This is a genomic window from Micavibrio aeruginosavorus EPB (assembly GCF_000348745.1).
GTDB lineage: Bacteria > Pseudomonadota > Alphaproteobacteria > Micavibrionales > Micavibrionaceae > Micavibrio > Micavibrio aeruginosavorus_A.
Genome location: NC_020812.1, coordinates 2,112,846 through 2,138,550 on the forward strand (window position 1 = coordinate 2,112,846; position 25,705 = coordinate 2,138,550).

Annotated in this window: 26 protein-coding genes and 1 tRNA gene; 8 read left to right on the forward strand and 19 right to left on the reverse strand. The window is 50.3% G+C overall.

The genetic code is table 11. The features are described 5' to 3' along the window. The first annotated feature begins 100 nt into the window (after window positions 1-100). Window positions 101-739 carry a hypothetical protein gene (locus A11S_RS09920; RefSeq protein ID WP_015468382.1) on the forward strand — a complete coding sequence of 213 codons (639 nt, stop codon included), beginning with the start codon at window positions 101-103 and terminating at the stop codon, window positions 737-739. Between the two features lie 79 nt (window positions 740-818). Here A11S_RS09920 and rplL read toward each other — a convergent pair whose 3' ends face one another. After that, a complete protein-coding gene (gene rplL / locus A11S_RS09925; protein WP_015468383.1) occupies window positions 819-1,184 on the reverse strand; it encodes a 50S ribosomal protein L7/L12 in 366 nt (121 codons plus the stop codon). Between the two features lie 39 nt (window positions 1,185-1,223). Beyond that, on the reverse strand, window positions 1,224-1,727 hold the full coding sequence (rplJ, locus tag A11S_RS09930) for a 50S ribosomal protein L10 (RefSeq protein ID WP_015468384.1): 504 nt from the start codon (window positions 1,725-1,727) through the stop codon (window positions 1,224-1,226). Between the two features lie 354 nt (window positions 1,728-2,081). Here rplJ and A11S_RS09935 point away from each other — a divergent pair, with 354 nt between their 5' ends. Continuing rightward, a complete protein-coding gene (locus A11S_RS09935; RefSeq protein WP_015468385.1) occupies window positions 2,082-2,312 on the forward strand; it encodes a hypothetical protein in 231 nt (76 codons plus the stop codon). A 94-nt stretch (window positions 2,313-2,406) separates the two neighbouring features. On the opposite strand, the gene A11S_RS09940 is transcribed toward A11S_RS09935, so the two are convergent. The 6 genes from A11S_RS09940 to secE form a co-directional block, all read right to left on the reverse strand. Continuing rightward, a complete protein-coding gene (locus tag A11S_RS09940) occupies window positions 2,407-2,766 on the reverse strand; it encodes a hypothetical protein (protein ID WP_015468386.1) in 360 nt (119 codons plus the stop codon). 95 nt (window positions 2,767-2,861) lie between these two features. After that, window positions 2,862-3,581: a 50S ribosomal protein L1 gene (gene rplA / locus A11S_RS09945; protein ID WP_015468387.1), complete on the reverse strand. Its 720-nt coding sequence runs from the start codon at window positions 3,579-3,581 to the stop codon at window positions 2,862-2,864. Continuing rightward, window positions 3,581-4,015, reverse strand: a complete 435-nt coding sequence (gene rplK / locus A11S_RS09950; RefSeq protein WP_041794060.1) for a 50S ribosomal protein L11 — start codon at window positions 4,013-4,015, stop codon at window positions 3,581-3,583. Before rplK ends, rplA begins: the two co-directional genes overlap by 1 nt. Before the next feature lie 183 nt (window positions 4,016-4,198). Then, on the reverse strand, window positions 4,199-4,576 hold the full coding sequence (locus A11S_RS09955) for a hypothetical protein (RefSeq protein ID WP_015468388.1): 378 nt from the start codon (window positions 4,574-4,576) through the stop codon (window positions 4,199-4,201). 128 nt (window positions 4,577-4,704) lie between these two features. Further along, window positions 4,705-5,238 carry a transcription termination/antitermination protein NusG gene (gene nusG / locus A11S_RS09960; protein WP_014103685.1) on the reverse strand — a complete coding sequence of 178 codons (534 nt, stop codon included), beginning with the start codon at window positions 5,236-5,238 and terminating at the stop codon, window positions 4,705-4,707. A 59-nt stretch (window positions 5,239-5,297) separates the two neighbouring features. Then, complete coding sequence (secE, locus tag A11S_RS09965; RefSeq protein WP_015468389.1) at window positions 5,298-5,495, reverse strand: preprotein translocase subunit SecE; 198 nt, start codon at window positions 5,493-5,495, stop codon at window positions 5,298-5,300. 245 nt (window positions 5,496-5,740) lie between these two features. Here secE and dusB point away from each other — a divergent pair, with 245 nt between their 5' ends. Beyond that, window positions 5,741-6,709, forward strand: a complete 969-nt coding sequence (gene dusB, locus A11S_RS09970) for a tRNA dihydrouridine synthase DusB (RefSeq protein WP_015468391.1) — start codon at window positions 5,741-5,743, stop codon at window positions 6,707-6,709. A gap of 162 nt (window positions 6,710-6,871) precedes the next feature. On the opposite strand, the gene A11S_RS09975 is transcribed toward dusB, so the two are convergent. From A11S_RS09975 to A11S_RS10000, 6 genes are all read right to left on the reverse strand, one after another. Then, window positions 6,872-6,947, reverse strand: a tRNA-Trp gene (locus tag A11S_RS09975). Between the two features lie 128 nt (window positions 6,948-7,075). Beyond that, complete coding sequence (locus A11S_RS09980) at window positions 7,076-8,761, reverse strand: SpoVR family protein (RefSeq protein WP_015468392.1); 1,686 nt, start codon at window positions 8,759-8,761, stop codon at window positions 7,076-7,078. A gap of 51 nt (window positions 8,762-8,812) precedes the next feature. Then, a complete protein-coding gene (locus A11S_RS09985) occupies window positions 8,813-10,270 on the reverse strand; it encodes a YeaH/YhbH family protein (protein WP_015468393.1) in 1,458 nt (485 codons plus the stop codon). A 172-nt stretch (window positions 10,271-10,442) separates the two neighbouring features. Further along, window positions 10,443-12,473: a PrkA family serine protein kinase gene (locus A11S_RS09990; RefSeq protein WP_015468394.1), complete on the reverse strand. Its 2,031-nt coding sequence runs from the start codon at window positions 12,471-12,473 to the stop codon at window positions 10,443-10,445. A gap of 257 nt (window positions 12,474-12,730) precedes the next feature. After that, window positions 12,731-13,909 (reverse strand): elongation factor Tu, encoded by a 1,179-nt coding sequence (gene tuf / locus A11S_RS09995; protein ID WP_015468377.1) that lies wholly within the window; start codon window positions 13,907-13,909, stop codon window positions 12,731-12,733. A gap of 229 nt (window positions 13,910-14,138) precedes the next feature. Then, on the reverse strand, window positions 14,139-15,014 hold the full coding sequence (locus A11S_RS10000; protein WP_015468396.1) for a hypothetical protein: 876 nt from the start codon (window positions 15,012-15,014) through the stop codon (window positions 14,139-14,141). Window positions 15,015-15,213: 199 nt separating this feature from the next. Between A11S_RS10000 and A11S_RS10005 the strand changes: the two genes are divergently transcribed. The 3 genes from A11S_RS10005 to A11S_RS10015 all read left to right on the forward strand — a co-directional run bounded on the left by A11S_RS10005 (window position 15,214) and on the right by A11S_RS10015 (window position 18,330). Then, entirely contained in the window at window positions 15,214-16,008 is a 795-nt protein-coding gene (locus A11S_RS10005; protein ID WP_015468397.1) for a hypothetical protein, read from the forward strand. Between the two features lie 2 nt (window positions 16,009-16,010). Beyond that, complete coding sequence (locus A11S_RS10010) at window positions 16,011-17,693, forward strand: methyl-accepting chemotaxis protein (RefSeq protein ID WP_015468398.1); 1,683 nt, start codon at window positions 16,011-16,013, stop codon at window positions 17,691-17,693. Between the two features lie 181 nt (window positions 17,694-17,874). Continuing rightward, window positions 17,875-18,330, forward strand: coding sequence for a hypothetical protein (locus A11S_RS10015; protein ID WP_041802698.1), 456 nt, complete (start codon window positions 17,875-17,877; stop codon window positions 18,328-18,330). A 248-nt stretch (window positions 18,331-18,578) separates the two neighbouring features. On the opposite strand, the gene A11S_RS10020 is transcribed toward A11S_RS10015, so the two are convergent. Then, complete coding sequence (locus A11S_RS10020) at window positions 18,579-18,962, reverse strand: DUF5681 domain-containing protein (protein WP_015468399.1); 384 nt, start codon at window positions 18,960-18,962, stop codon at window positions 18,579-18,581. 125 nt (window positions 18,963-19,087) lie between these two features. Between A11S_RS10020 and A11S_RS10025 the strand changes: the two genes are divergently transcribed. Then, entirely contained in the window at window positions 19,088-20,506 is a 1,419-nt protein-coding gene (locus A11S_RS10025; protein ID WP_015468400.1) for an ApeA N-terminal domain 1-containing protein, read from the forward strand. A gap of 63 nt (window positions 20,507-20,569) precedes the next feature. Here the strand turns inward: A11S_RS10025 and A11S_RS10030 are convergent, their stop codons facing one another. After that, complete coding sequence (locus A11S_RS10030; protein WP_015468401.1) at window positions 20,570-22,405, reverse strand: hypothetical protein; 1,836 nt, start codon at window positions 22,403-22,405, stop codon at window positions 20,570-20,572. A 643-nt stretch (window positions 22,406-23,048) separates the two neighbouring features. Between A11S_RS10030 and A11S_RS10040 the strand changes: the two genes are divergently transcribed. Next, the gene (locus A11S_RS10040; RefSeq protein ID WP_041802702.1) at window positions 23,049-23,243 is read left to right on the forward strand and encodes a hypothetical protein; all 195 of its coding nucleotides are present in this window, start codon (window positions 23,049-23,051) and stop codon (window positions 23,241-23,243) included. A 54-nt stretch (window positions 23,244-23,297) separates the two neighbouring features. Here the strand turns inward: A11S_RS10040 and A11S_RS10045 are convergent, their stop codons facing one another. The 3 genes from A11S_RS10045 to A11S_RS10060 form a co-directional block, all read right to left on the reverse strand. Next, window positions 23,298-24,416: an AAA family ATPase gene (locus tag A11S_RS10045; RefSeq protein ID WP_158497197.1), complete on the reverse strand. Its 1,119-nt coding sequence runs from the start codon at window positions 24,414-24,416 to the stop codon at window positions 23,298-23,300. Window positions 24,417-24,723: 307 nt separating this feature from the next. Further along, window positions 24,724-24,915, reverse strand: coding sequence for a helix-turn-helix domain-containing protein (locus A11S_RS10055; RefSeq protein WP_041802705.1), 192 nt, complete (start codon window positions 24,913-24,915; stop codon window positions 24,724-24,726). Between the two features lie 118 nt (window positions 24,916-25,033). Next, window positions 25,034-25,702: a hypothetical protein gene (locus A11S_RS10060; RefSeq protein ID WP_041802707.1), complete on the reverse strand. Its 669-nt coding sequence runs from the start codon at window positions 25,700-25,702 to the stop codon at window positions 25,034-25,036. Between the last annotated feature and the right edge of the window lie 3 nt (window positions 25,703-25,705).

Below are 25,705 nucleotides of genomic sequence, written 5' to 3' on the forward strand. Positions count from 1 at the left end.
CACCCCCTGCAGCGAAGAAATCATTATGAAAAGATTTGGCCGCGTGCTATGACGCAAAAAAATTTTAAACGCATGGCTTCATACAGGGATTTTACAGATTATGGATTGGACCAAGACGTGGCTCAGCCTCCGCAACAAATGGAACGACGTGGCCTATCGCATCGCCAGCCCGATGGGCCGCGCAGAGATTTGCCTGGCCGATGCGGTCAAGGCCCTGGTCCAGTTTGAAGCCGAAGGCACGGAAGAGCCCCTGATCGAAATCACCCAGAACTACCTGACCATTGAAAAAAGCACGCCGGATCAAGCCTTTGGCCTGACCGAAGCCATGATGAATCTGAGCGAAACCTATGGCAATTTATTTGGAAAAAGCAAGGAACTTCAATTGCTTACCAATATGCGCGACAATTCTCCGGACCAGGTTTCGCGTCTGTGGCTGCAAATCAATGCCCGCATGGGCCAAATCGCCCAACAAGCGCGACGGGAACGCCGCGAGAGCAAAACCGACGACCCCGCCCTGTTCGGCGCCTGGATTAAGACCATGACCCAGATCCAGGGCATCATGCAGGACGAAGGCATGAAGGGCCTGTTCGCGGATTTCAACCCACCGCAAATGAAAGGCATCCCCACCGCCGCCAGCCTGCCCAGCCGCATGAGCGCGAAGGATGTTGCCGTCTTCTGCATGCGCTACCGCTTCTTCGCCCCGCCGCAGGCCGATTTGCCGAACACGCCGTATCTCTAAGCCCTGAAAAAAATTCAGGCCATGAAAAACCCCCCGTCCTTGCGGATCGGGGGGTTTTCTATTCAGCAGTGAACCGAAATTATTTCAGTTCAACTTTACCGCCAGCAGCTTCGATCTTTTTCTTGATCTCTTCTGCGTCAGCCTTAGCAGCGCCTTCTTTCAGCGGCTTCGGTGCACCTTCAACCAGGTCTTTTGCTTCTTTCAGACCCAGGCCGGTGATGGCGCGAACTTCTTTAATCACGTTGATTTTGTTTGCACCGCCGTCGGTCAGAACAACATCAAAGCTGTCCTTCTCTTCAACCGGAGCAGCACCAGCGCCAGCAGCGGCAACCGGAGCAGCGGCGGAAACGCCCCACTTTTCTTCCAGCATTTTCGCCAGATCGGCTGCTTCCAGCACGGTCAAAGCGGACAGGTCGTCTACGAGTTTCTCAAGATTAGCAGCCATTTTCGTTCTCCTATAAAAAAGCTGATTTAATTTTCAGTATTAGGCTTGGTCTTTGGTTGCGTATGCGTTGGTCACGCGGGCCAATTGAGCGCCCGGTGCCTGCAACAGGCCAACCAGTTTGCCACGCAGGCCATCCAGAGACGGCAAAGTGGCCAGGTACTTGATCTTCGCCAGATCCATCACGCCGTCCGTGCTTGCACCTGCAACGATTTCCAATTTGCCATCGGTTTCTTTGGAAAAAGCGTGCGCAACACGAGCCGCCACAACGGGGTCTTTCGACGTTACGATACCGATCGGGCCTTTCAGCGAAGCGACCAGACCTTCGAATTTCGTACCAACCAAGGCACGTTTCGCCAGCGAGTTCTTTACGATCTTCACGCTGCCGCCTTCATCACGCAGGCTCTTACGGAATCTGCGATCTTGCTCAGCACTGGTGCCCTTGTTTTGGGTCAAGATCACCAGGTTGGCGTCTTCAAAACGCAGTTTCGTTTCAGCAACGATCTGCGCTTTTTCGATCATTTGTGCTTTTTGGGCATGATCCATGGGTTTTCTCCCGGGTTAAAAACAACAAAGGGATGCACCGCATCCGATACATCCCGCCAAAACCTTGATCATGGAAAAACAAAAAGACGCATAATGCCGGAAACCCGACTTTATGCAACGTCTTGAAATTCCCATCTATGCTGGATTTACAATGGGTTAACCCCAGAAACCGGCAGTCTTGGACAGGTGGGATATGTCGCCATACCCCGTATGCCGGGCGGTTATAGGGGAAAAACCGCATATACGTCAAGGTCTTTAAGGCCTTTCATACGAAAAATCTTGACCCCGAAGCCCTTGGCATTATAGAAAACCACTCAACAACGGCAACCTTCAATCCTTAAGGATAAAACAGCCATGGCGAACACAGCCACCCAAGAATGCACCTATTCCATCGAGGCCCTGACTCTGGCCTTCACAACGGCCCATAAAAAGAACCCGAACGGTGCAGACCAGTTTGTTCTGGGCTGGCTGAAAGCCAACGATCAACGCGGCGCCATGCTGGTCAAAACCGAAGGTGAGCTTAAATTGGAAGCAAACCACACGCTCTACGCCAAAATTCACGCCGGCAAAGCCCACGCACGCTAAGCCTGACGAAACGCAATAAAGAACAAGGGCGCGACCACATGGTTCGCGCCCTCTTCTTTTCCTGTGACGTCGCCACGGGCCCTATGCGCAAACCCTATACAGGACGCGGACCATTGGCCCGATAGGGCTCCGACAACGGGGCCCAGCCCAGCGCCTTGGCCGTTTGGGCCAGCCCATAAATTTCAACCAGCGTATCATTGGACGCGTTCCGCGCGAAATCCTGACGCAGGCGGATCATCTGGGACCAGGTTTGGGCCAGCGGATCACTGCAATGATCCATCACCGCCAGATCCGTATCATCAAACGCATGGGCCGCATGGTTGGCCATGACGTTGTTGCCACCCGGACCAATCCGGTTATTCCAGATCGCAATGCCGGCGGAATAAATCCGCTGGGCGGCCTCTGCAGCAGCCAAGTGCAGTGTTTTGTAACGGGTCTTGTCAAATCCATACATCGCTCACGTCTCCTTCGTTTGTTACACCAGATAAAGAAGAAGCCCCGCCTCAGTCATTTTCTGGGGCGGGGCTTCTCGAACACTTACATCATCGCTTAGGCGGCTTTGCCTGCGGATGTTTCCGCGGCCACGCTGCTCAGGTCGATTTTCATGCCCGGGCCCATCGTCGTGGACAGGGTCACTTTCTTCATGTAGTTGCCGCGTGCGCCAGCCGGCTTCGCGCGTTGGATCGCGGTGATGAACGCTTTCACGTTATCAACCAGCTTGCCTTCGGCGAAGGATGCTTTGCCAACACCAGCCTGCACGATACCTTCTTTGTTCGCACGGAACTCGATGGAACCACCTTTTGCGGCTTCAATTGCTTTCGCAACATCCATCGTCACGGTGCCCAGTTTCGGGTTCGGCATCAGGCCTTTCGGACCCAGAACGCGCGCCATACGGCCCATCAGGCCCATCATGTCCGGCGTTGCGATACAACGGTCGAAGTTGATGTTGCCAGCCAGAACCTGTTCAACCAGGTCCTCTGCGCCAACGATGTCGGCACCGGCTTTTTTCGCTTCTTCGGCTTTTGCGTCTTTGGCGAAAACAGCAACGCGAACTTTCGCGCCCGTACCGTGCGGCAGCTCAACCATGCCACGGACCATTTGGTCAGCGTGACGCGGATCGATGCCCAGGTTCAGAGCGATTTCGAACGTTTCGTCGAATTTGCGGGCTTTTGCGGCGTTCTGCAGAACCTTCACGGCGTCTTCTACCGTGTAGGATTTCGTGCGATCGAACAGAGCCAGAGCGGCTTTCATTTTCTTGCTCATGATCATTAACCTCCAACCACTTCAACGCCCATGGAACGTGCAGAACCTTCGACCATGCGCATTGCGCCTTCGATGTCCTTCGCGTTCAGGTCAACCATTTTCAGTTCGGCAATTTCTTTCACCTGTTTACGGGTGACTTTGCCAACGGTCGGACCTTTGCCCACGGTACCGGAACCCGACTTGATGCCAGCGGCTTTCTTGATCAAGAAAGTCATCGGCGGGGTTTTGGTGATGAAGGTAAAGGAGCGGTCTTGATACACCGTGATCACAACCGGAATGGGCATGCCCTTTTCCAGCTTTTCTGTCTTGGCGTTGAACGCCTTACAGAATTCCATGATGTTTACGCCATGTTGACCCAGCGCCGGACCGATCGGCGGCGACGGGTTAGCGGAGCCAGCCGCTACCTGGAGCTTAATATAGCCAGTAATCTGCTTTGCCATTGTTTTCCTCCGTTTTTCAAAAGCAAACGGGTCCGTGGTACGGCCGGGTGAATGGTCTTGAAAACCACCCTACAGCCTCCCACGATCCACGCCCCCGGCCCGCAAAACGGACCAAAGGACGGCGCACCATAGGGATTCCACCTTATGAAATCAAGCAAAAAGAGGGGGCAAAAAGAGCGGGAATTACTTCACCAGACGCATACCGGAGCGCACGCGTGCCCGGCCCGTTTCCGCCGAAGAAGCGGAGGGCAGCGCGGTCCAGTCCTGATCCTTGAGCGACCCAAGGCTATCCAATTGAATTTCAATGATTTTTGCAACTTTACGGTCCGCAACCGCGTCAGAACCAGCCAAATGAACCGCCACAGCCCGGGCCAGATCTTCGCCCAACGTCACAACCCCTGCCCCGTCATCCCGCGCATCATCACCGCGCAGGCTGATGGTCCAGCGCCCCTGATCAGGGTGGAACCCACGAAACCCGGCGCACACCGGGGCTTTCAACGCTTGAATCTGGGCGCACATATCCCGCACGCGGGCGAATTCGAGAGAGAGGGGTTTTGACATCACGCTTCCTGTTCTTTTGACGGCTTTTTTAAGAGCCTAGCATCGGCACCCCACCGACGCAAAGATAAAGAAAAACACCCCGTCCAGATGGATCGGGGTGTTTTTGAAAACTCTTCGACGCCGAAAAATTAGGCGATTTTTTCCACCTGCGTGAATTCCAGTTCCACCGGGGTCGCGCGGCCGAAGATGGACACGGACACTTTCAGGCGGCCCTTCTCTTCATCGATGTCTTCAACAACACCGTTGAAGGATGCGAACGGACCTTCGGCCACTTTCACTTCTTCGCCGATATCGAACATCACGCTCGGGCGCGGACGCTCAACGCCCTCTTGGATTTGTTTCAGCAGGCGTTCGGCCTCTTTCTCGCTGATCGGGGACGGACGGTTGCCGGCGCCCAGGAAACCCGTCACTTTCGGCGTATCTTTCACCAAGTGCCAGACTTCGTCGCTCATATCCAGTTTGGCCAGAACATAGCCCGGGAAGAATTTGCGCTCGGCGTTGACCTTCTGGCCACGGCGCATTTCCATCACTTCTTCGGTCGGAACCATGATTTGTTCCACGCGATCTTCCAGACCGTGTTTCTTTGCCTTTTCCATCAGGGATTCGGCAACTTTGTTCTCAAAACCGGAATAGACGTGCAACACATACCAACGTTTTGCCATTTCAATCTCTCTTCGTTTTTGGTGTTCGTTTAAATCTGTTTCAAAACTGTCCGTTGGACCTAACCACCGAGGCCAATGATAAATTGCACCAGGAAGGCAATGATCTGGTCGGCGGTAAACAGGAAGATGGCCGCAATCGTCACCATGATAAACACGGCGATCGTGCTGACCGTGGTTTCCTTGCGGGTCGGCCAGGTGACCTTTTTCATTTCGGCCTTCACTTGGCGGAAATATGCAACAGGGTTCAATTTTGCCATTTCAATCAATCCTTTAAGCGCAGTTTAACGCGGATCTTTTCCACCACAGGTTCGTATCGCGGCGGGGCCGTTTTCGAAGAACCAGATTGTCGGGGAGATAAGATAAGGATTTTTAGCCCAAGCGCAGTCGGATTGCCAGTGAAAAATAGCGTCCACCAGGCCCGCCCGCACTTTTCTCTGTTATTCATAAGCCGATCAAGGCATAAAATGGCCCCATACCCGCACAGCGTGAGGCAACACCCCGAATGGGCTTTTTGATTGGCAATATCGACATTCCGGACCCCGTGTTTCTGGCGCCCATGTCGGGCATCAGCGACCTGCCCTTTCGCCGGTTGGTCAAACGCCATGGCGCGGGCCTCGTCTTTTCGGAAATGATCGCCAGCCGCGCCACGTTGCAGGAAGAAACCCAATCCCTGCGCATCAATGCCGATAATTACGCCGAAGAATTCCCCATGGCCGTGCAACTGGCCGGATGCGAACCCGACATCATGGCCGAAGCCGCCAAAATCAATGTCGGGCGCGGCGCCGCCATTATCGACATCAATTTCGGCTGCCCGGTGAAAAAGATCGTCAAAAAATTCGCGGGCTCGGCCCTGATGAAGGATGAACCACTGGCCTGCGCCATTATGGAGGCCACGGTAAAGGCCGTCACCGTTCCCGTCACGGTCAAGATGCGGCTGGGCTGGGACGACGACAACCTCAACGCCCCGCGCCTGGCCAAAATGGCCGAAGATGTTGGCGTACAAATGGTCACCGTCCATGGCCGCACACGGTGCCAGATGTACAAGGGCGAAGCGAATTGGGATGCCGTACGTGCGGTCAAGGACGCCGTCAAAATTCCCGTGGTGATCAACGGCGATATCCTGACCCCCGAAGACGCACAGGCCGCCCTGCAAGCCTCGGGCGCGGATGGCGTAATGATCGGGCGCGGCAGTTGCGGCAAGCCATGGGTTTTAAAACAAACGATGGATTACCTGCGCACCGGCACCGCCAGCGCCGCGCCACCAGACGCCGAACGCCTGCGCATCATTCGGGACCATTACGACGCCATCATTGATTATTACGGCGAATTCAAAGGCGTCGCCATCGCCCGCAAGCATTTGTCGTGGTACGCCACCGACATGCAAGGCGCCTCCGAATTCCGCGACCGCATCAACAAGGAAAAAGACCCCACCATCGTCCGCCGGATGGTGGATGAGCAGTTTGCGGCGTAAGATTTTCGGCTGAATTGTCTGAGAAAAATGGCAGGGCCCGCGTGCGCTTGCACGCAGACATAAATAAGGGCTCGAACCCCACGCGTCCGCGCGGTTGCGCGCCATAACAATGGTGGGCGCGTGCTTATAAACGCGAGTGTTCGGCTGTCTTAATGGAGAAAATGGCAGGGGCAGAAGGGCTCGAACCCTCGACCTACGGTTTTGGAGACCGTCGCTCTACCAACTGAGCTATACCCCTGTACCAATCAGGGCCCTTTTTAATCATATCCGGGCCGGGATTTCCAGTGAAAATTATACACTATACGGGTCCGCCCATACAAAAACCCCCGGTCATGCCGGGGGTTTTGTTAACGGATGCGATGAAGCTTAGATATTGTACTTCATCTTGTCGCCGAGTTTCAGGCCACGCTCCGCCGCACTGGTGGGCATGGAGATCGTTGCGGATACGGTCCCTTCCGGGCTGACCGAGTGGATCACAACCGGGTGGCCCCACAGGCTGTACAGATGTTTCAGCACGCCCTTGGTGTTTTCTTCGTGCAGCGGGCGATATTTAAACATCTTGTGCTGCAGGGTCAGGCTGCGGTCACCGCGGTAGTTGTAACCAGCCACCTCGATCGCCGGCTCGCGCTCGGCCAGACGGTATTGGGCAGCCAGACGTTCGGCAATCACCTTGTACCCATCCGGGTTTTGGACCGCGTCAACGACTAGGAATTCCTCCAGCTCGTCATCATGGATGTTGAACATACCCATGTCGCGGATCACTTTCGGGGACAGGAACTGTTCGATGAAGCTTTCATCTTTGAAATTCTGCATCGCCCATTTCAGCGTCGGCAGCCATTCCTTGCCGGCGATGTCCGGGAAATATTCACGGTCTTCGTCCGTCGGGTTTTCGCACATGCGCTTGATGTCTTGGTAAATCGCAAAGCCCAGCGCATAGGGGTTCCAGCCGCTGTAATACGGGCTGTCGAATTCCGGTTGGAACAAAACGCCGCAATGCGATTGGACGAATTCCATCGACATACCATCGTCGATCAAATCCATTTCGTGCAGATCATTCATGATCGTGTAGTGCCAGAAGCTGGCCCAGCCTTCGTTCATCACCTGGGTCTGGCGCTGCGGATAGAAATATTGGGACAGGTCGCTGACCCGGCGCAACAAATCACGCTGCCACTCCTGCAAATGCGGGGCATAGGCCGCAACATAACGCAGCAGGTTTTCTTCCAGATCGGCGGGGAAGTGTTGTTTTTCACCGTTATCATTCGCGGCGTTGTTAAACGCATCACGGAAGATCGGGCTGTCCATCAACGGGTTGACGTTTTGCTGACGGATTTCTTCCAGTTGGGCACGACGGGCCGCTTCTTCCTGCGGGGTGCGGCGTTGCGGCTTGTTATAACGGTTTACGCCATAATTTTGCAGCGCGTGCGCGGCATCCAGAACCTTTTCAACTTCTTCCTGGCCATACTTGTCTTCATAGCGCAGGACGGCTTCGCACATTGCGGCCTGATCCGCCAAAATGTTCCGCGGTTTTGTAAACTGCTTGAACATATGGTTGCCCTTGAAGAAGGAATTGTGGCCATAGCTGGCGTGGGCAATCACCAGCATCTGCATGGTTTTGGTGTTGCTGTCCATGCAATAGGCAATCGCCGGATCGGTGTTAATGACGATCTCGTACGCCAGACCGGAACGCCCCTGATTATAGGACTTCCCTTCCTGTTCGCGCTGCATGCCAAAGGACCAGTGCGGATAGCTTTCCGGCAGACCAACGGATGCGTACAGATCCAGCATCGTTTCCGCGGAAATAATTTCAATGCGGTTTTTATAGGTATCCAGGCCATATTTATCATGGGCCAGAATGGAAATGACCTTGTCCGCCAGCTCAATCCAGTTGCGCGGAATATCTTTATCCTCGGCTCCCGGGACCAACTGCAATTTATAGTCCCAGTCATCCGCCTTTTTAAAGACGTCGCGACCATCGACATAATTGCTCAGCAATTCGTCAATTTTTTGTGCCGGGGTCAGAACCTGTTCTGTTTTCTTTTTTTCTTTTGCCATCTTTTAACTCTTTTATCGTGCAGCGTTTTTAACGTTCAGCCGAATTGGCAATTAAACCATGTCCAACGAGGCCGGGCGCAAATTCGCGCTGACATTCGTTCCAGCACTGCGGCGTTGGAAAAATTCACGGAAGATCGGGAAAATTTCCTGACGGTTGCGGATCTGCCCCATCCAGAATTGATCCGGGTGCTTGGCCTGAATTTCCGCATACATGTGCCACAGATTCTGGTGATCGCGCGGCGTAATTTCCGTGTAGAAATAGGCCTGCATATCCTTCAACAGATCTTCGATCATCGGTTTGCACGCACGGGTATCGTCGGCCCAGTTGTCGCCGTCCGATGCTTGTGCGCCATAGATGTTCCAGTTGCCGTCACCATAACGCTGGTCAATGATTTGACGCGTCAATTGCAACGCCGAAGACACCGTCGTGCCGCCGGTTTCGCGACCATAGAAGAATTCCTTCTCGTCCACTTCCTTCGCTTCGGTGTGGTGGCGCACGAAAACGATGTCCGTTTTCAAATAGTGGCGCTTCAGGAAGCGGTAGAGCAGGAAGTAGAAAATCTTCGCCTGATCTTTGTGTTCCTGCGTCATCGAACCGGATACGTCCATGATGCAAATCATCACAGCCTTGGAATTCGGCAACGGCTTTTTCGTATCAAAACGATATTTCAGGTCGGTGGATTCGTTCCAGGCGGCCGCGTTTCTCAGACCCGGCGCCAGTTTTTTGATCTCGGCGTCTATTTCAGCCATGCGCTTGGAATCGTTCGGCTCAACCGCCGCACCAAATTCAGCGCTCAACTTCACGATCTGTCCCTTGATCCCGCGAATACGCTGGGCCATCGGCATTTCGGTCGGTTTCACCACTTTCACCTTGGCGGGGTCCGCTGGCGGGACGTAATCCGGCGCGTAAGCGCGCAGGATTTCGCGCTTTTCCTGCAGCAACGCCAGCATTTTGCGGTTGGCGTTCGCGCTCATACCCATGACGCGGCCCAGTTTTTCCGACTTGGAACGCGCCAGATCCAATTTGCTGTGCGGACCGGAGGACACGATACCGGCGCGCTGACGTTTATATTTCGTCAGGTCGGCTTCGCGTTTTTCTTCCAGGTTCGGCAATTCCAGATCGTCGAACAGATATTTCAGGAATTCTTCTTCAGACAAATGGAAGGTGAAATCATCTTCACCGCCACCATTCTGGCCAGCACCCTCGCCATTGCCACCGCTGCCGCCGCCATTCGGGCGACGGAAACGCTCACCACCAATAAATTCCTTGTTGCCCGGGTGAACGATATCGTTGATACCGCCCTGACCGTGGCTGATGTGCGGCTGTTTCAAATCGCGTTTGGGGATACTGACATCCGTGCCACCCGCCCCAATGTCGGTGACGTTGCCATCGCTGATCGCGCGATCGACAGCCTTTTTGATGTAACCTTTGTAACGCTCACGAAAACGGCGGCGACTGGCGGTTGTTTGCCCGCTGGATTGACCACGACGGTCGATGATCTCGCTCACAGCTCTTCTCCCTGAAGAATTTTTTTATTGTTTACGCTATGCAACGCGGTTTAGGCGAAATAAGCAAGCTTTTTCACGGCGTTCCATCGGAATAGACACAGCGCGGAACACCCTCCCCAATGGGTTTGTATTCCGCGCTGCACCAGATTCGAGTTTAGATCAGGTCGTAAAATTAACCCAATGTCGGCTTGCTCTTGCGCACGCGGGAATACCATTCGGTCAGAACGCGTGTCTGCGCCTCGGTATAACCTTTTTCGCCCATGCTCTTCACAAACTCTTCGTGACGCTCCTTGGCCTTCTTATCCGCTTTAGCGGTGTAAGAGATCACCGGCAGGATGTCTTCCATGCTGGTAAACATGCCTTTTTCGATCACGTTGGCCAACGGTTTGTACGATGTCCAGGCCGGGTTTTTGCCGCCATTGTTGGCGCGCGCCCGCAGGACATAGTTCACGACTTCGTTACGGAAGTCTTTGCCGTTCATGATGCCAGCCGGTTTTTCGAACTTTTGCAGCTCTTCTTCCAGATCTTCACGGGACATCGTCAGGTTCGTTTCCTGGTCACGGTAATCATGATCCTGGATCCAGTGATCTGCATACAGAACGTACTGGTCGAACTTGTTCTGGCCAAATTCCTTGTAGCTCTGGATATAGGCCGTGCTGATCTCACGACCAACAAAGTCGACATATTTCGGCAGCAGGAATTCCTTGATCAGGTTGATATAGCTTTTTGTCGTCTCGTCACCAAGCTGCTCTTTCTTGATGCGATCTTCCAGAACATTCATCAGACGGATCGGATCGGCGCTGACTTCGTCACTGGCTTCGTTGAAGACTTTGGACAGGGTTTTGAACGCCCAACGGGTGTCAGAACCATTCATGCCTTCTTCGATGCCGGCTTCGTCACGATAATCCGTGTACGGCTTCGCTTTTTTGTCGGTCTCTTTCAGGTTTTCACCGTTATAGACGCGCATTTTGGAATAAACGGTCGAGTGGGCCGTCGGCTTCAGACGGGTCATAACGGACCATTCAGCCAGCATTTCCAGCGTACCCGGCGCAACCGGAGCCTTGGCCAGAGCACTGTTTTTCAACAGTTTCTGGTAAATTTTCAGCTCTTCGTCAACGCGCAGCGTGTACGGCACGCGTACCAGATAGGTACGAGCCAGGAAGGCTTCGTTCTCTCTGTTGCTGCGGAATTTTGCCCATTCGGATTCGTTCGAGTGAGCCAGAATGATACCGTTGAACGGGATCATCCCGATGTTTTCCGGGCTGGAGAAGTTGCCTTCCTGCGTTGCGGTCAGCAACGGGTGCAGCGTCTTGATCGGCGCCTTGAACATTTCAACGAATTCCATGATACCGCGGTTACCTGTGCACAGGCCGCCGGAGTATGCGAAGGAACGCTGATCTTTCTGGGAGTACATTTCCAGTTTACGAACATCGGTTTTACCAACCAATGCGGAAATGTCCTGCGTGTTTTCGTCAGCCGGTTCAGTTTTGGAGATACCAACCTGATCCAGCTTGGACGGCCAACGCTTCACCACTTTGAATTTGGACATATCGCCGCCAAATTCTTTCAGTTTCTGCACGGCCCACGGGGACATAATGCCCTTCATGTAGCGGCGTTCAATGCCATAGGTTTCCTCCATGACGTCGGCCAGCGTGCCGCTCCCAACACGCTTGCTCGGATCAAACAGACCCAGCGGGTCTTCGTTGACCGGGGAGTATTCCAGAACCGTTTTGCCAGTTTTTTCACCAGCATCATCCAGCTCGTCGACTTCAGCGGCCAACGTGTAGAACGGCTCTTGCTCCATCAGCTCTTTCAAGCGTTCAGCCAGAGAGGATTTCGCGCTACCAACCGGGCCCAGCAAATACAGAATCTGCTTGCTTTCTTCCAGGCCCTGCGCAGCGGCTTTCAGGAATTTTGTGATTTCGGAGATCGTGTCTTCCATACCGTAGAAGTCGGAGAATGCCGGGTAGACATTCAGAACACGGTTGCTGAAAATACGGGACAGTTTCGGGTCCGCGCTGGTGTCCAGCTTTTCCGGCTCGCCAATCGCCTTCAACAGGCGCTCGTGCGCGTTGGCGTAAGCCCATTTATCTTGTTTGCAAAGTTCGAGATATTCGCTCAGGGAAATCGGAGCATCTTGCTGCTTGTTGACATAATCTTCTTGGAGTTGCCCCAAGATCCCAATGGATTCGTTACTCGACATAGCATTCTCCCTGCTTCTGGTCGTTTTTTTAAATTCGCTCTTCTTTGCATAAGCGTCATTTACCTAATTTCATTACAAACAACGTGTCAACAAGAAATTGTTCAGAAATTATTAACCACTCACCAGATTCGTTTTTGCGGCGCGGGGCGTAAAAACAGGAATCGGCAGGAATGCTGGGCCCGGGCATAAAGGTAAAAAAATCCCCACCGTTTGCGCGGTGGGGATTTTCTATTTTTCGATCGGTTGATCGTGAAAGATTACTTAATAATCTTGCCAACAACGCCGGCACCGACGGTGCGGCCACCTTCGCGGATAGCGAAGCGCAGACCTTCGTTCATCGCGATCGGGCAGATCAGTTCGACTTCGAAGTTTACGTTATCGCCAGGCATAACCATTTCCGTGCCAGCCGGCAGGGATACGATGCCCGTCACGTCCGTCGTACGGAAGTAGAACTGCGGACGGTAGTTCGTGAAGAACGGCGTGTGGCGGCCACCTTCGTCTTTCGACAGAATGTAAGCTTCAGCCGTGAAGTTCGTGTGCGGGGTAATCGAACCCGGGGCGCACAGAACCTGACCACGCTCAACGTCTTCACGCTTCGTACCACGCAGCAGAGCGCCGATGTTGTCACCAGCTTCACCGCTGTCCAGCAGTTTGCGGAACATTTCAACGCCCGTTACGGTCGTTTTTTGCGTCGGGCGAATACCAACGATTTCGATCTCTTCGCCAACTTTCACGATACCCTGCTCAACACGGCCCGTAACAACGGTACCACGGCCAGAGATCGAGAATACGTCTTCAACCGGCATCAGGAACGGCTTGTCCTTCGGACGGGCCGGGGTCGGGATGTAAGCATCAACAGCTTCCATCAGAGCCTGAATGGCTTTCTCACCGATTTCCGGATCGCGTTTTTCCAAAGCGGCCAGAGCGGAGCCCTTCACCACCGGAATGTCGTCGCCCGGGAATTCGTATTTGGACAACAGTTCGCGGATTTCCATTTCAACCAGATCCAGCAATTCTGCATCGTCAACCTGGTCAACTTTGTTCATGAACACAACGATCGCCGGAACGCCAACCTGACGAGCCAACAGAATGTGTTCGCGCGTCTGCGGCATCGGGCCGTCAGCAGCAGAGCACACCAGAATAGCACCGTCCATCTGTGCCGCACCCGTGATCATGTTCTTCACATAGTCAGCGTGGCCCGGGCAGTCAACGTGCGCGTAGTGGCGGTTCGCGGTTTCATATTCAACGTGCGACGTGGAAATCGTGATACCACGGGCTTTCTCTTCAGGAGCTTTGTCAATCTGGTCATATGCCAGCGCTTCCTTCGAAAACTGCTGCGTAATCGCGGCCGTCAACGTCGTCTTACCATGGTCAACGTGACCAATCGTGCCGATGTTTACGTGCGGCTTATTCCGCTCAAACTTACCCTTTGCCATTTCTAGTCTCTCCTAAGTTTTTGGAAATGTTAAAATAGCGCGGCACCCTATCGACATTGGCGGAAACGGACGCCTCCAGCGCATTAGGTTGAGGGTTTAAGAAAGTTGACGCGCCGTGTCAACTGGTTTTAACGCCACGGTTTTTATGGATCTTTTTCATGGTTTTTCATAGGGCGCGGCCGCAACGCCCCCATAACCATAATTCACCGGGCCCTCATCCAACGGACCCCTAGACGAAGCTCTTCAAGGCGATCAGCAACGCCGCGCAGCCCACCACCCCCAGCCCGGACCAGATATCGCCGTTATTCCGGCGCCCAATCGCGGCATAAACCGCCAGAATAATGACCGCATCCAGCAATTTGACCGCCGGGACATAGGCCGGGTTATCCGCCGCATAATAGGCATAAAGACTGAGCAGCACCGCCGCCGCCATGACCGCACCGATCAGCAACCCGCCCCGCATCGTCGATGGCGCAAAAAAGACCCCCGCTGCGATGGGGCGACGGATCAGGCCATAGGTGCCCAGCAGCGTGATCATCATCAAACCTTCAACAAAAACATAGGCATAGGGCCCCTGCTCAATCGCCGCATTCTGGGTGGTCAGTTTGGCCAGCAGCGGGCCAATCGACGCCGCAAACAGCACGAACCACACCGCCCGCAACGCCCCCATCGACACCGGGCATTTGCGCAGATTGCTGGCACAAAAGGCCCACAGCGCCATGACCACCGCAATCCCCGCAAAGACCCACGGTTGACCCAGATAGGTGTGCAGCAAATCCGGGTCAATCACGAACCAGAGCAGAAAACTGATCAGGATGGAGGACGGCAAAACCCGGCTGACCGCCCCGGCCCCGGCCTGCGGAATCCCACGAAAAAACACCACATCACTGATTGACCACAGCACCGCCCCGATCCCCAGAAAGAGATAGAACAAAGGCTGGGTCGGCAATCCGTTGATCAGGACGAAGGGCAAAGTGACGCAGACACAGGCAATTTTGCACCAGATGGCCAGGGCATAGCCATCCACCCGCAGCCGTTCCTGCAACAGCATCAAAACCGCCGACAAAATTGCTGCGCCGCAACCAAAAAGAACCCAAGCGGGCATAAGAAAGGGGAAAGCCATAATGCGCCGGAACCGCCCACCAAAAGATCTTTAAGAACAAGGCATTATACAGAATAAAGCCCAAGCCGGAAACCAAAAATAAAGGCTTCCTATGGGACAATCTCAATACATGCCTCAGGGAGAAATGATACTATCTTATTCCTGAGTACCCAACCTGCGTAGTGAGTGAAGGTTACACCGAATGTCGCACCCCCGTTTGCATCTCCCCCTTATTGCCGGATTGTTTGCCGTGTCTGGCCTGTTCCTGACCACGGCCCTGCCAGCCCATGCGGACACCCCGACCAGCGCGCTGGTGTCCGAGGACTTGATCAGTGAAATCCACGATTTCATCGACCGCGACATTGTCCGCCTGTCCATCCTGAATCAGAACCAGAAATACAGCGATCTGGACCCCGCCGCGATCACCGCCCTGGACCAGCAATGGGTGGCCGAGTTGAAGGCGGATGAAAAGCCGCTGGTCGCCGCGACATTGTCCAACCCGCTCTCCACCTATCTGACCCGGGTTCAGGCCCATTCCTCCGGGCTGTACACCGAAATTTTCGTGATGGACAAAAACGGCCTGAATGTCGGGCAGAGCAACCTGTCCTCGGATTTCTGGCAGGGGGATGAAGGCAAATTCCAAAAAACCTACCCCGTCGGCCCCACCGCCGTGTTCGTCGATGACGCCGAATTTAATGACGAAACCCTGACATGGAACGCGCAGGTCAATCTGGCCATCGCCGATGAAACCGGAAGCACCGCCATTGGTGCCGTCACCGTTGAGGTGAACCTGACCGAACTGCAACGCCGCATGAACGCGCGCAAGGATGTGAAGAAGGCAGAGGCGCCAGAAGCCAAAGCACCTGTCGCAGAGCCTGTAGCCGAACCTGTGGCAGCAGCCGCGCCAGAACCTGAAGAAGCCCCCGCCGCCGAACAGGCCCCCACAACCAATGCCGACGCAAACAACACCCCGGCCGCAGAATCGACAGGTGAGTAATCATGTTTAAAAATATGTCGTTACAGAAAAAATTGCTTCTGGGTATGGGCTTCACAATGCTGATCAGTATTGCGGTCGGTGCCTATATTCTGATCAGCGTGCTGAGCCTGCAGAAAAACCTGGAATACGTCGAATCCGTCAACAAGGTGCAGGAAGAAGTCTACGCGCTGGAACGCGATCTGGCCGAAGTCAGAACATCCCTGGCCGACTTCCTGAACTCCGGCGATCTGGCCAAGCGTGACTTGTACCTCAAGGAACAGGCCCAGCTGGAAACGGAGAAAGCCGACACGCTCGCCCTGCTGAAAACCATTGGCGGCGATTACGCCACCAAGGGTGAGACAATCTATGCGGATCTTGCGGAATGGAAAGACACCATTGTCGCCAAACAGTTGGATTACATGACCCGGCCCGACACCGTGGACTTGGCTCGCCTGATTCAAGCATCCGAAGAAAACGCGACGATCCAGCGTAATCTGACTGAACATTTGAACGCCATCAACACGCCGCTGACCCAACTGTTACAGGACAGCGCACAATCGCAACGCCGTGTCATGGCAACAACGCGCATTGTGGTGATTGTTGGTGCCATCCTGATGTTCGCCGCCACTGTGGCCGTGTCCATCTTCCTGGTCCAGATGATCAGCAAACCGCTGGCCCGTCTGGTCGGCGTGACCAATCGCCTGGTGCAGAAACAATGGGATGTATCCGTCACCGACACCGACCGCAAGGACGAGGTGGGACAGATGGCGTCCGCCCTGTTGCTGTTCCGTGACAACGGGCTGGAGAATGAAAAGCTTCAGGAGCAACAGCGCAAGGAGGACGAAGCCCGCCTGCAACGCGCGCAGAAGATCGAGGCGCTGGTCGCCCGTTTCCGCGACGATTCCGCCACAACCACCAGCGCGCTGGAACAGGCCACGGCGGATATGCAATCGGCATCCGACATGATGTCGCGCATCGCATCCAAAACCATGGATTTATCATCCCGCGTGACCGAGGCCGCCAGCGAAACCGGCACCAACGTCCAGAGCGTGTCCGCCGCGACCGAGGAATTGACCGCGTCCATCAACGAAATCAGCGTCCAGCTGAACAAAACCAGCCAGCAATCGGTTGACGTTCAACGCGCCGCCGAAACCGCAGTGACGCAAATGAGGACACTGGAAGAAACCGCCAACGCCGTTGGTAACGTTATCCAGATCATTTCGGAGATTGCCGAGCAAACCAACCTGCTGGCCCTGAACGCCACGATCGAATCCGCCCGCGCCGGGGAATCCGGCAAGGGCTTCGCCGTGGTCGCCAACGAAGTCAAAACGCTGGCCAGCGAAACCGCCAAAGCGACGGAGAAAGTGCGCGAACAGATTGAGAGCATGCAGGCCCAGGCCCAGGATGCTGTCAGCATGATCGACAACATTTCCACCGTGATTGAGGACCTGACCGCCGCGTCCGCCTCCATCGCCGCCGCGATGGAAGAACAAAGCAGCGCCACGCAGGAAATTTCCCGCAGCGTCGCCAACGCCGCCATCGGCACCGAAGATGTGGTCCGCAACATCACCGAGGTCAACGCCTCAACCGAAGAAACCGGCACCACCTCCAGCAAGGTGCGCGACGTCTCCGAAGAACTGTCCCAACGCTCGGAAAGCCTGAAAAAGAGCATTCAGACGTTTATTGAGTCGATCAAGACGGCGTAGGACTGGACTAAATGAACAAATAAAAAACCCTCCCGATTTGGGAGGGTTTTTTATTTGTTCCCTGCACTGCCGGTCATGATTTTGGCCCACCAATAAAAGTCCGATTGCATATTTAACAATTGCAATTCAATATAGCCACGATATAACAACCAAAGGTATTTACTTAAGAAAGAAACGGCCAATGAAACTCACAATCATCCAGACCCTCATCATTGCCGTTGTATTATCAGGATGCGTTACAGCCCGACCGCCCATGACAGACCAACAGATCGCAGAGGTAAACGATGCGGCATTATGTTCATTATCCAATACAGAGAACGACATAAGAATTGACGCCGAGATAATGTCAAGGAAACTGGATTGCGATCCAGCCTCCCTTGTTTGTGCTGCCAAGGGGCTCAAAAAAGGAACATCAAAATTCGCGCAATGCAGAAAAGAAAAGGCTGCCGAAAATAAACTTCAAGCCCAGAAGCGCGCAAACCCAGCCTTCGGATATTGCTTTGATAGTGGTTTTGAAATTGGCAGCCAGGCTATGGCAACTTGTATGGCGGCTTGGAGCGATCGTGAACAAAAAGCCAAGCCCGTACATACAAGCTGTAGCACAAGAAAGAACTCCGTCCATTGCACCACTTATTAGCCTGCATGAATTGAAACGAGGAGATAACTTTCGAAAAGAGGATTCTCTTCTTTAGCAATCCAGAATTTGGGGCCAATAAAACCAAATCCGATGCAAGATTGCGGATAAATTGGAGGGTGAAGGGAATCACATTAAAAATCTAAGGCTTTGATTTGAATCAGTTTTGCCCTATGTGAACTTGTCACCCACCCCCATTTATGCCCCCAGCGTGATAAATCACCCGTAAACAGGGACGGACAGAAGTGAACCTACATGGAATTTGCTTCGCTGCCAACATTGAAGGTGAGCGCACTTAATTCACGGCCCTGCATACCAATCATAACGCTCCCCATCTGGGTGTAGGTGTGCTTGATTTCCGAGGATTCGGTGAGTTTGCCGTGTACCGTATCCTGAATTTCTTTAATGGCCGAAATATCGCCGGAGAGAGCCTTCTTGATTAAAGCTAGAGCAATCGCCTCCTCGACGGTGATCTTACCTTCAAGTTCAAAGGGAATATCCGAAGGGTTGTCTCTAAGACTGAGAGCAAGATAACGCTTAAGGATGGTGGAACGATTCAACGAACCCTTTGGCTTTCCCGCAGGATTCCCCGACTGCCCAGCTTGCCAAGGCGTTAAGTTTTCAGAATGTTTCACTGTTTCCTCACTGTATATACTTATTATACAATTTGTCCCATTGCTGACCATCATTAATAGTCAAATAATCATTTCTCTGACCTTCCATAAAAAAATTTTAGGCCCGTCCCAAGAAAGGCTCACTCATGCACCCACTGAAACCTGATGAACAAAGTAAAAAATGGATAGGTCGATTCTCAGTACAAGAGCGACCGGACGTATATGGTCATTTGTTTTTTACAGCCGACGAGGGCATCAGAACGGAACTCTTCTATGATACAAAAGAAGAAAAAACTCCTCACATTCCACTGAATGGCATGATCGACTGCATATCAGGAGTTACAGAAGGATCAGATAAAGTAACATTGATCAATTGCTTTGAAGGAGGATCGATACAACGGGGAGGCCTGAATCAATTCAATTTACATGTTAATTATCTTTTATGGGGGCAACATGTCACAGACCTAAACAAACCATTATTCAAATTATTTTCTTTCAGCTCTCAATCTTTCCACGCATTCATATCTCCTGAAAATATCCGAGTGCACCACAATCATAAGAATGACCGGCTTAGCGTTAAGTATGTAAAACCTAGGAATAAGATATACGAATGTGAAAATCTGGGAACCTTAGAAATTGATATTGGTATTCGGCAATTCTATTTGGGAGAATTATCCGATGGAAGTTATCCACTTAAAGAAGAAGCAAGATTAGAAATTAACTTTAAAAAGAAAAAGTCACTTAATGAAATAATAGCTATCGCAAAAACTCTCGATCTTTTTTTCTCAATTACCTCCGGAAAATTTATGGCTATGCCAAGAATATCTCTTGGGAAAAATGACCTCAAAGAACTTTCCGAAGGGAAAATTCATGAGAACTTTGCCGATCTCCTTTTGACAATGGATTGGTACAAGCCTCAAGAATTCTCGCATTGGAGAGATAATACTCTTGTGTTCTATGAGGTATCTAGAAATTGGGGAAAAATTATTTCTAAGCTAATACAAGAGTCAGATATTTTGATCAGGCCAATGGGGCTATATGCTGCCGCAACAGCGAGAAACCTAGATATAGAAACAAGGTTTTTATATCTAATTCAGGCTATAGAAGGGTTTCATCGTCGGATTTATGAGACCGAAATTATATCTAAAAGCGATTTTAAAGAATCTAAGAACAACCTATTAGCTACTGCAAAAAAAATTAAATCAAAATCCGCTCAAGATCTTTTTGTTAGAAAAATATCCGGATTAAGAAACGATCCCTCATTAAATCAAAGGATACAGCATCTCTTTGGAAATCTTCCAAAAGAGGTTGCATTCTGTAAGCCTGAATATGCCCCTAAAATAGTTAAAATTAGAGATACGCTATCGCATAATCTAGAAAGTAAATTTGATAACCATGCCTACCAAGAATGTGCTTCTTACAGCGATCTCTTGCAAAGGCTGTTTGAGCTTAGTTTGCTAAAGTATCTAGGAGTTACCAACAACACTCTTAAAAAGATATATGATAGAAACTGGAAAATTAGATACGTTAATAAAACCATAACAGAAATTTTAAAAGAAAAATAAAAGATCGGGTCAAAAATACGTTTATAGAGCACCCAAGCCTACGGCTCTTTACAAAACTATCTATTATTCACTCTCTTCCTGATTAGTCAGCCTTTCTATTTTTTCCAAGTAAGCCATTAATCTGAAATTATTGAGTTCTGATTCTTGGCTCAATTTTTTTACGACAGGAATAAGCTTTTCTTGAACATGCCGATGCTGAGTAACACAACCTGATATGGATGGCCTTTCCGATAAGAAAATCTCCATAAACCCTCGGAGTTGCCGTGATTCCTCAGAGGTTCTAAGAAACGCCTCAAAATCCCCCTCTTCAAAGCGAGATAATATTTCGTAATCTCCTTCAGTAAGCCTATATTCTGGACATCTTTCTGCCGCCTCCTTGATTCGATCAATTCGATCAACGGTAGAAAGTATTTCGGCAATCTCTTTATTGTAGAGCTCGTTATGAGCTTCATTAATTGAGGCGCTCAATTCGGCATCCAAGACACCGGAAAAATATATATCTACATCACGCAAGCGCAGAAATGCTGAATTTTTTGTACGAGCCAATTCAACATAGATACTTACTAAATCAGTTGCGGCTTCGTTCTCATTGAGCTTTCTTAAAATGCTTACATACTGATTTAAATGCCCAATCGAAGGAAAAAGATTAGTGCTTTTTTCTATGCTTTCCTTCATAACCGCAATCAACTCATCGGTATTATTTTCAAAGCCATCCCATAGAACATCACCCACCTTGCTGTGCAAATGAGATGCTTCGTTCTTTAGTTTAATTTTTTCCGCATCCTCTTTTGTTCGTTTCAAAAGGGTAGAGAGGTTATCTTTGTTTAAAAACCCCTTCTTAACATATTCTCCAAAAATTTGATCAAGGTCGTCTGCTCCATTCCAATCATATTGGGCTTTCAAACGAGAAAAACTTTCCACCCAGTTTTTATCAATCTTTTCGTCAGAATTTCTCTCCGAAGCGAGATAATCAATCATAGAGAACTGACGTGTATCCGTTTCTAAAGCCTCCTCTAAGCTTGGCCATCCCTCTGGCCTAGAGAAATATAAAACAGTAAAAAGACTTATAGAATTAATCGCATTTTTATAATAATCATCATCTCCTGAACCCCCTAAAAGCTCACTTAGCTTATCCAAATAGTTTTTAATTTTTTGGATAGTGCGAACATTCTCAACATCCATGGATATTATGCACTTTTCGATATACTCGTAATGAGCGGTATCTTCTGGGAAGACCAGTCTTACAAGATCACGACATTCCGGCTTATAATGCAGCTCTATATCTACAACTTTTTCTCTATGCTTCTCATATTCCGGCTTTCTCTCCCCTGCAATATTTTCGTCATTAACAATGATCACAACTTTGCATTTTTTTTGCTCTTTTAATAATGATACGAGGCCATAGATATCTTTGATATCCAACTCCCTTCCTGCCCGCTCTAGATCATCAATACAAATGAGCTGATCTCTAACTGAAAACCACCCAACACGCCATAAATCCAGACCGCTGCCCACAAAGGGTATATCTCCAAAACTTTTTATGAACTTATTCAGCTTACCAAAGGAGGCTTTTAAATAATTTAGCCCGTGGCCTTCCACAATCTGATTAAGATTGCTAGAAAGTGTTTCTAAATTAATTTCTTGATATGTATGCGAAATCGGCACCGATTGTTCAAATATCAGCGCCTTCAACTCATCTAAAGAGTTACAACCAAACAAAGAAACATAAGAATACTGCTTATGAGGAATAAAATTTCCTTCATTCTCCTGCGCCGCTTTTTCTAGCCATCTCGACCAAGCATATGTTTTTCCTATTCCCCATGCCCCCTTGATGACTAAAACTTTGGGTTCCTTCGCCCCCAAAAACTCAATCACAGCCTCTTCAATTGCCTCAATCATCGGATATCCCCTCTAAATGAAGAGATAACTTTAATTGAAATCACTTCATTTTTCAGCCAATATCTTCTTGGTTTGTTCTCTTTGGAATGAACTGGGGCTTTTCATCCCCGTTACTAGCGGCAAAGACACTGCCGGAAATGTGTCGTCACTCAGCTTTGACTGGGTGGCGATGTCATGTCCAACGCGCAAGCTAAAAGCATCGCGCCGTTTCTAGTAAGCGGATGAAAACACCCAGTCACCAGAGCAGGACAAGCTCTGGTGATTTTTCATTCCGGAAGAAAAAAACATATGAAGCTAGAAATACTAAAGAAGCTAAATTGGGGGCATTTAACTGTCGTTAGCCTATTCTTTTTATTCCCCATCTATGGCGCGGCTAAAGGGACGATGAGCCATGATAGCGGCTATCTTCTTCTACTAAATTTTCTCGCAATTCTTTTCTTGGTTCTGCTCTTAATAGGTATATGGAGCCTACCCGCGCTTATTCTCTTTGGCCTTTACAGGCTTAAAGGACTGACTGCCGAGGATATTCCGGATCGCTTCCTATATATATCCTGTTTTATAGGGTTTTTCTTATGTCTATATGCCGGAGTTTTCTTTTCGGATTTATACGAAGCTTTTCAATCAGCGGCATTGGAGATTATCTATGAACACTAAAGCAATAAAAAAAGGGGTTTTTGCTGTAATTCTTGTCCTTGTCTACCTCGGCTTCTTTATCTGGCAACAAAGCGTTCATTTAGGCGCATTGCCCTTAGTAGCTGTCACTGTTTTTTGGACATGGATATTTTACAAAGTTACAGGAATGGACTTCGGTTTCTTTTCCGAGGAGAAAGAAAAATGATATCCGGACAACAGACACCCCTCTAGGGGCGTGTCTTGTCTGTCCATCCTCGGTTTATCCGGGATTTGTTTGTCCAGATTTGTCCTTTCTGTCCACAATCCAGATATAGTCCGTATAACTGCATGTAATTCCTGCATTATTGAGTTGGTCTATAGCCCTTGTGATAGCTTTATTCTCACTGTCCGGTTTGTCCGACGAAGAGATTTTCTCACGCTTAAGATAATCTCTATATTCGGAAAGAGTTACACAATCCACCATTGGCATTTCTTTCCGAACTTGGCGTTTCTCCCCCTTATCAATGATGCAGTTTCGGAGAATGTCGAGCGCACGGCGTTTCTGACCAGAAAGCTTCTTTTCTTTTGGTGCGATAAGGCAAGGCGATAGAACGCATGATGTTATCGGCTCACCATCTTCATCCTCACCAATCTCAATCGGTGTCAGTTCAAAACTGAATTGATCGCCTAATTTACCATCACGCTGTTTGAGGACTTGAGCTGTAATGACCCCGCTATCCTGTGATACCTCAATCTCGGTATCGATGGCTGCACGAAGAGAGCTATGTCCTCTTGCTCCTCGGCTACTATCTTTTCCGGAGTGGTGAATCACCATAACGTGCGCACCTGTTTCTTCACGGATTTTATCGCAGCACCGAATGAAGAATCCCATATCTTCGGAACTGTTTTCATTGCCCCCGCCCATCGCTCGCGCCAGCGTATCAACCACGACGAGTTCAACGTCTTCAGTTTCCTTGATCTTTTCAATCAATTGGTCGCAATCGTTATTCTCGCCTACAAGCAGGATGGTACGAAGAGCCAAATATAGCTCGCCGTAACGCTCAAGTTTATGATGGTTACGGAATGCTATCAGCCTCTCAGCTATTCCTAGCCCACTTTCTGCCGCGATATAAATCACCTTGCCTTTGCGGGTCTTTCGATCCTGCCACGACCACCCCAAGGACATGTGGGCGGCGATATCGAGTGCAAAGAATGTTTTCCCGCTATTACTCTCACCATAGACAACGCTCATGCCACCCTGTTCAAGAAGGCCTTTGATGAGATACTTTCGACGTTCCATAGCCTGTAAATCAGGCCATGGATAAAGGGTAATGGGTTTCTTAGGGAGCTGCGCAGTACCTTGGTTAAGGTAGTCTGCAAACCCTTGATCTTCAGTCACCCATGGTGGTGGCTCCAAGGAAGACATTACACATCCTCCCAGTTAAACCGTTTCTCAAAATGACGCTTAATGAGCGCGGGCATTTCTCCAAGGCAGAAGAGGCGATATCGCCCTGTTGGTTTCTCGACGCAATGTGGCTCTCGGATACCAGTTCCCCCCTCGGAAATTCCATGGAGGTGGCTCCCTCCACAGAATGGGCAGATAGGAATATACTGGTATTCCGTCTGATATTTCTCGTTATAGACTCGGTACGAGAAGACAACAAAATGACCTTGTTTATCCTTTACATTGTTGATATCGCACATGATTAGGCTCCCCTTCCTTCGGATTGAATTTGAGGAAGCTGATTCAAAAAACGATCGATATCGTCCTTCAAGACCAACGTTCTTTTGCCGAATTTCCTAGCAGAAAGCGATCCATTACTAATTGCGCTGTAGAGCTTTGTTTTTCCAATGCCCGTCAAAACAGACACTTCGTCGATCGAGTATGAAAGTTGCATTTTAATCTCCTATGGATTGAATCATCGTGACGCCCTATGCGTTCACACGAATCTTCTTGCCACAGGAAAAAATGGTGCATTCCCGGAATAAGGCTCAAAAAGCTTTATTCCGGGAAAGTCATTGCTTTGACTTAATAATAATTACTCTATCGTTAGGACGATAGAATGCCTTTTTGATATTCTCCGGATATGAAATGTCTGCACAGGCCAATGCTGCTTTGATAAAATCCAGCTTAGATTGATCGCTTGATACGTCATTGAGGCGATCAAAGCTCTCGGCCAAATGATCAATAATCACCTTCCGAGCACGCAATTCCTTTGCGCCACGGCTTTCCCCTTGATTCTCTTTGATTACCTGATCAGAGCAACTAACTAACTCGGTTAGCTTTTCGATTAGACTAAATGCATCAAACCCTTTCGCCTTCAATTCAGCAGAAAAAAATGGGTCTTCTGTAAGAAGTTCGGAGTATAAATCTTGAGCCTTATTTTTTAAGGCCTGAAACTTATTTGATACATTTATTGGAGTTGGAGAATTATCAAGATACCTCACTAAAGTAGGATATATGCCAAGAAAAAAACGCACATTCTGAATCAGCTGATTTCCATTATTATATAGAGCCCTTTCCTCTTTGATCTCATCCTCGTTAAGGTCATATAGGCTTCTTTCAAAATCTTCTCTGGTTCGGAAATATGTGTGTCCTGCACACTCCAGCAACTCCATACATTGCTCTTCATTAAGCTCAAATAAAGATTCTTCAGAATCGATAATAATTTTTTTATTATCCATGAA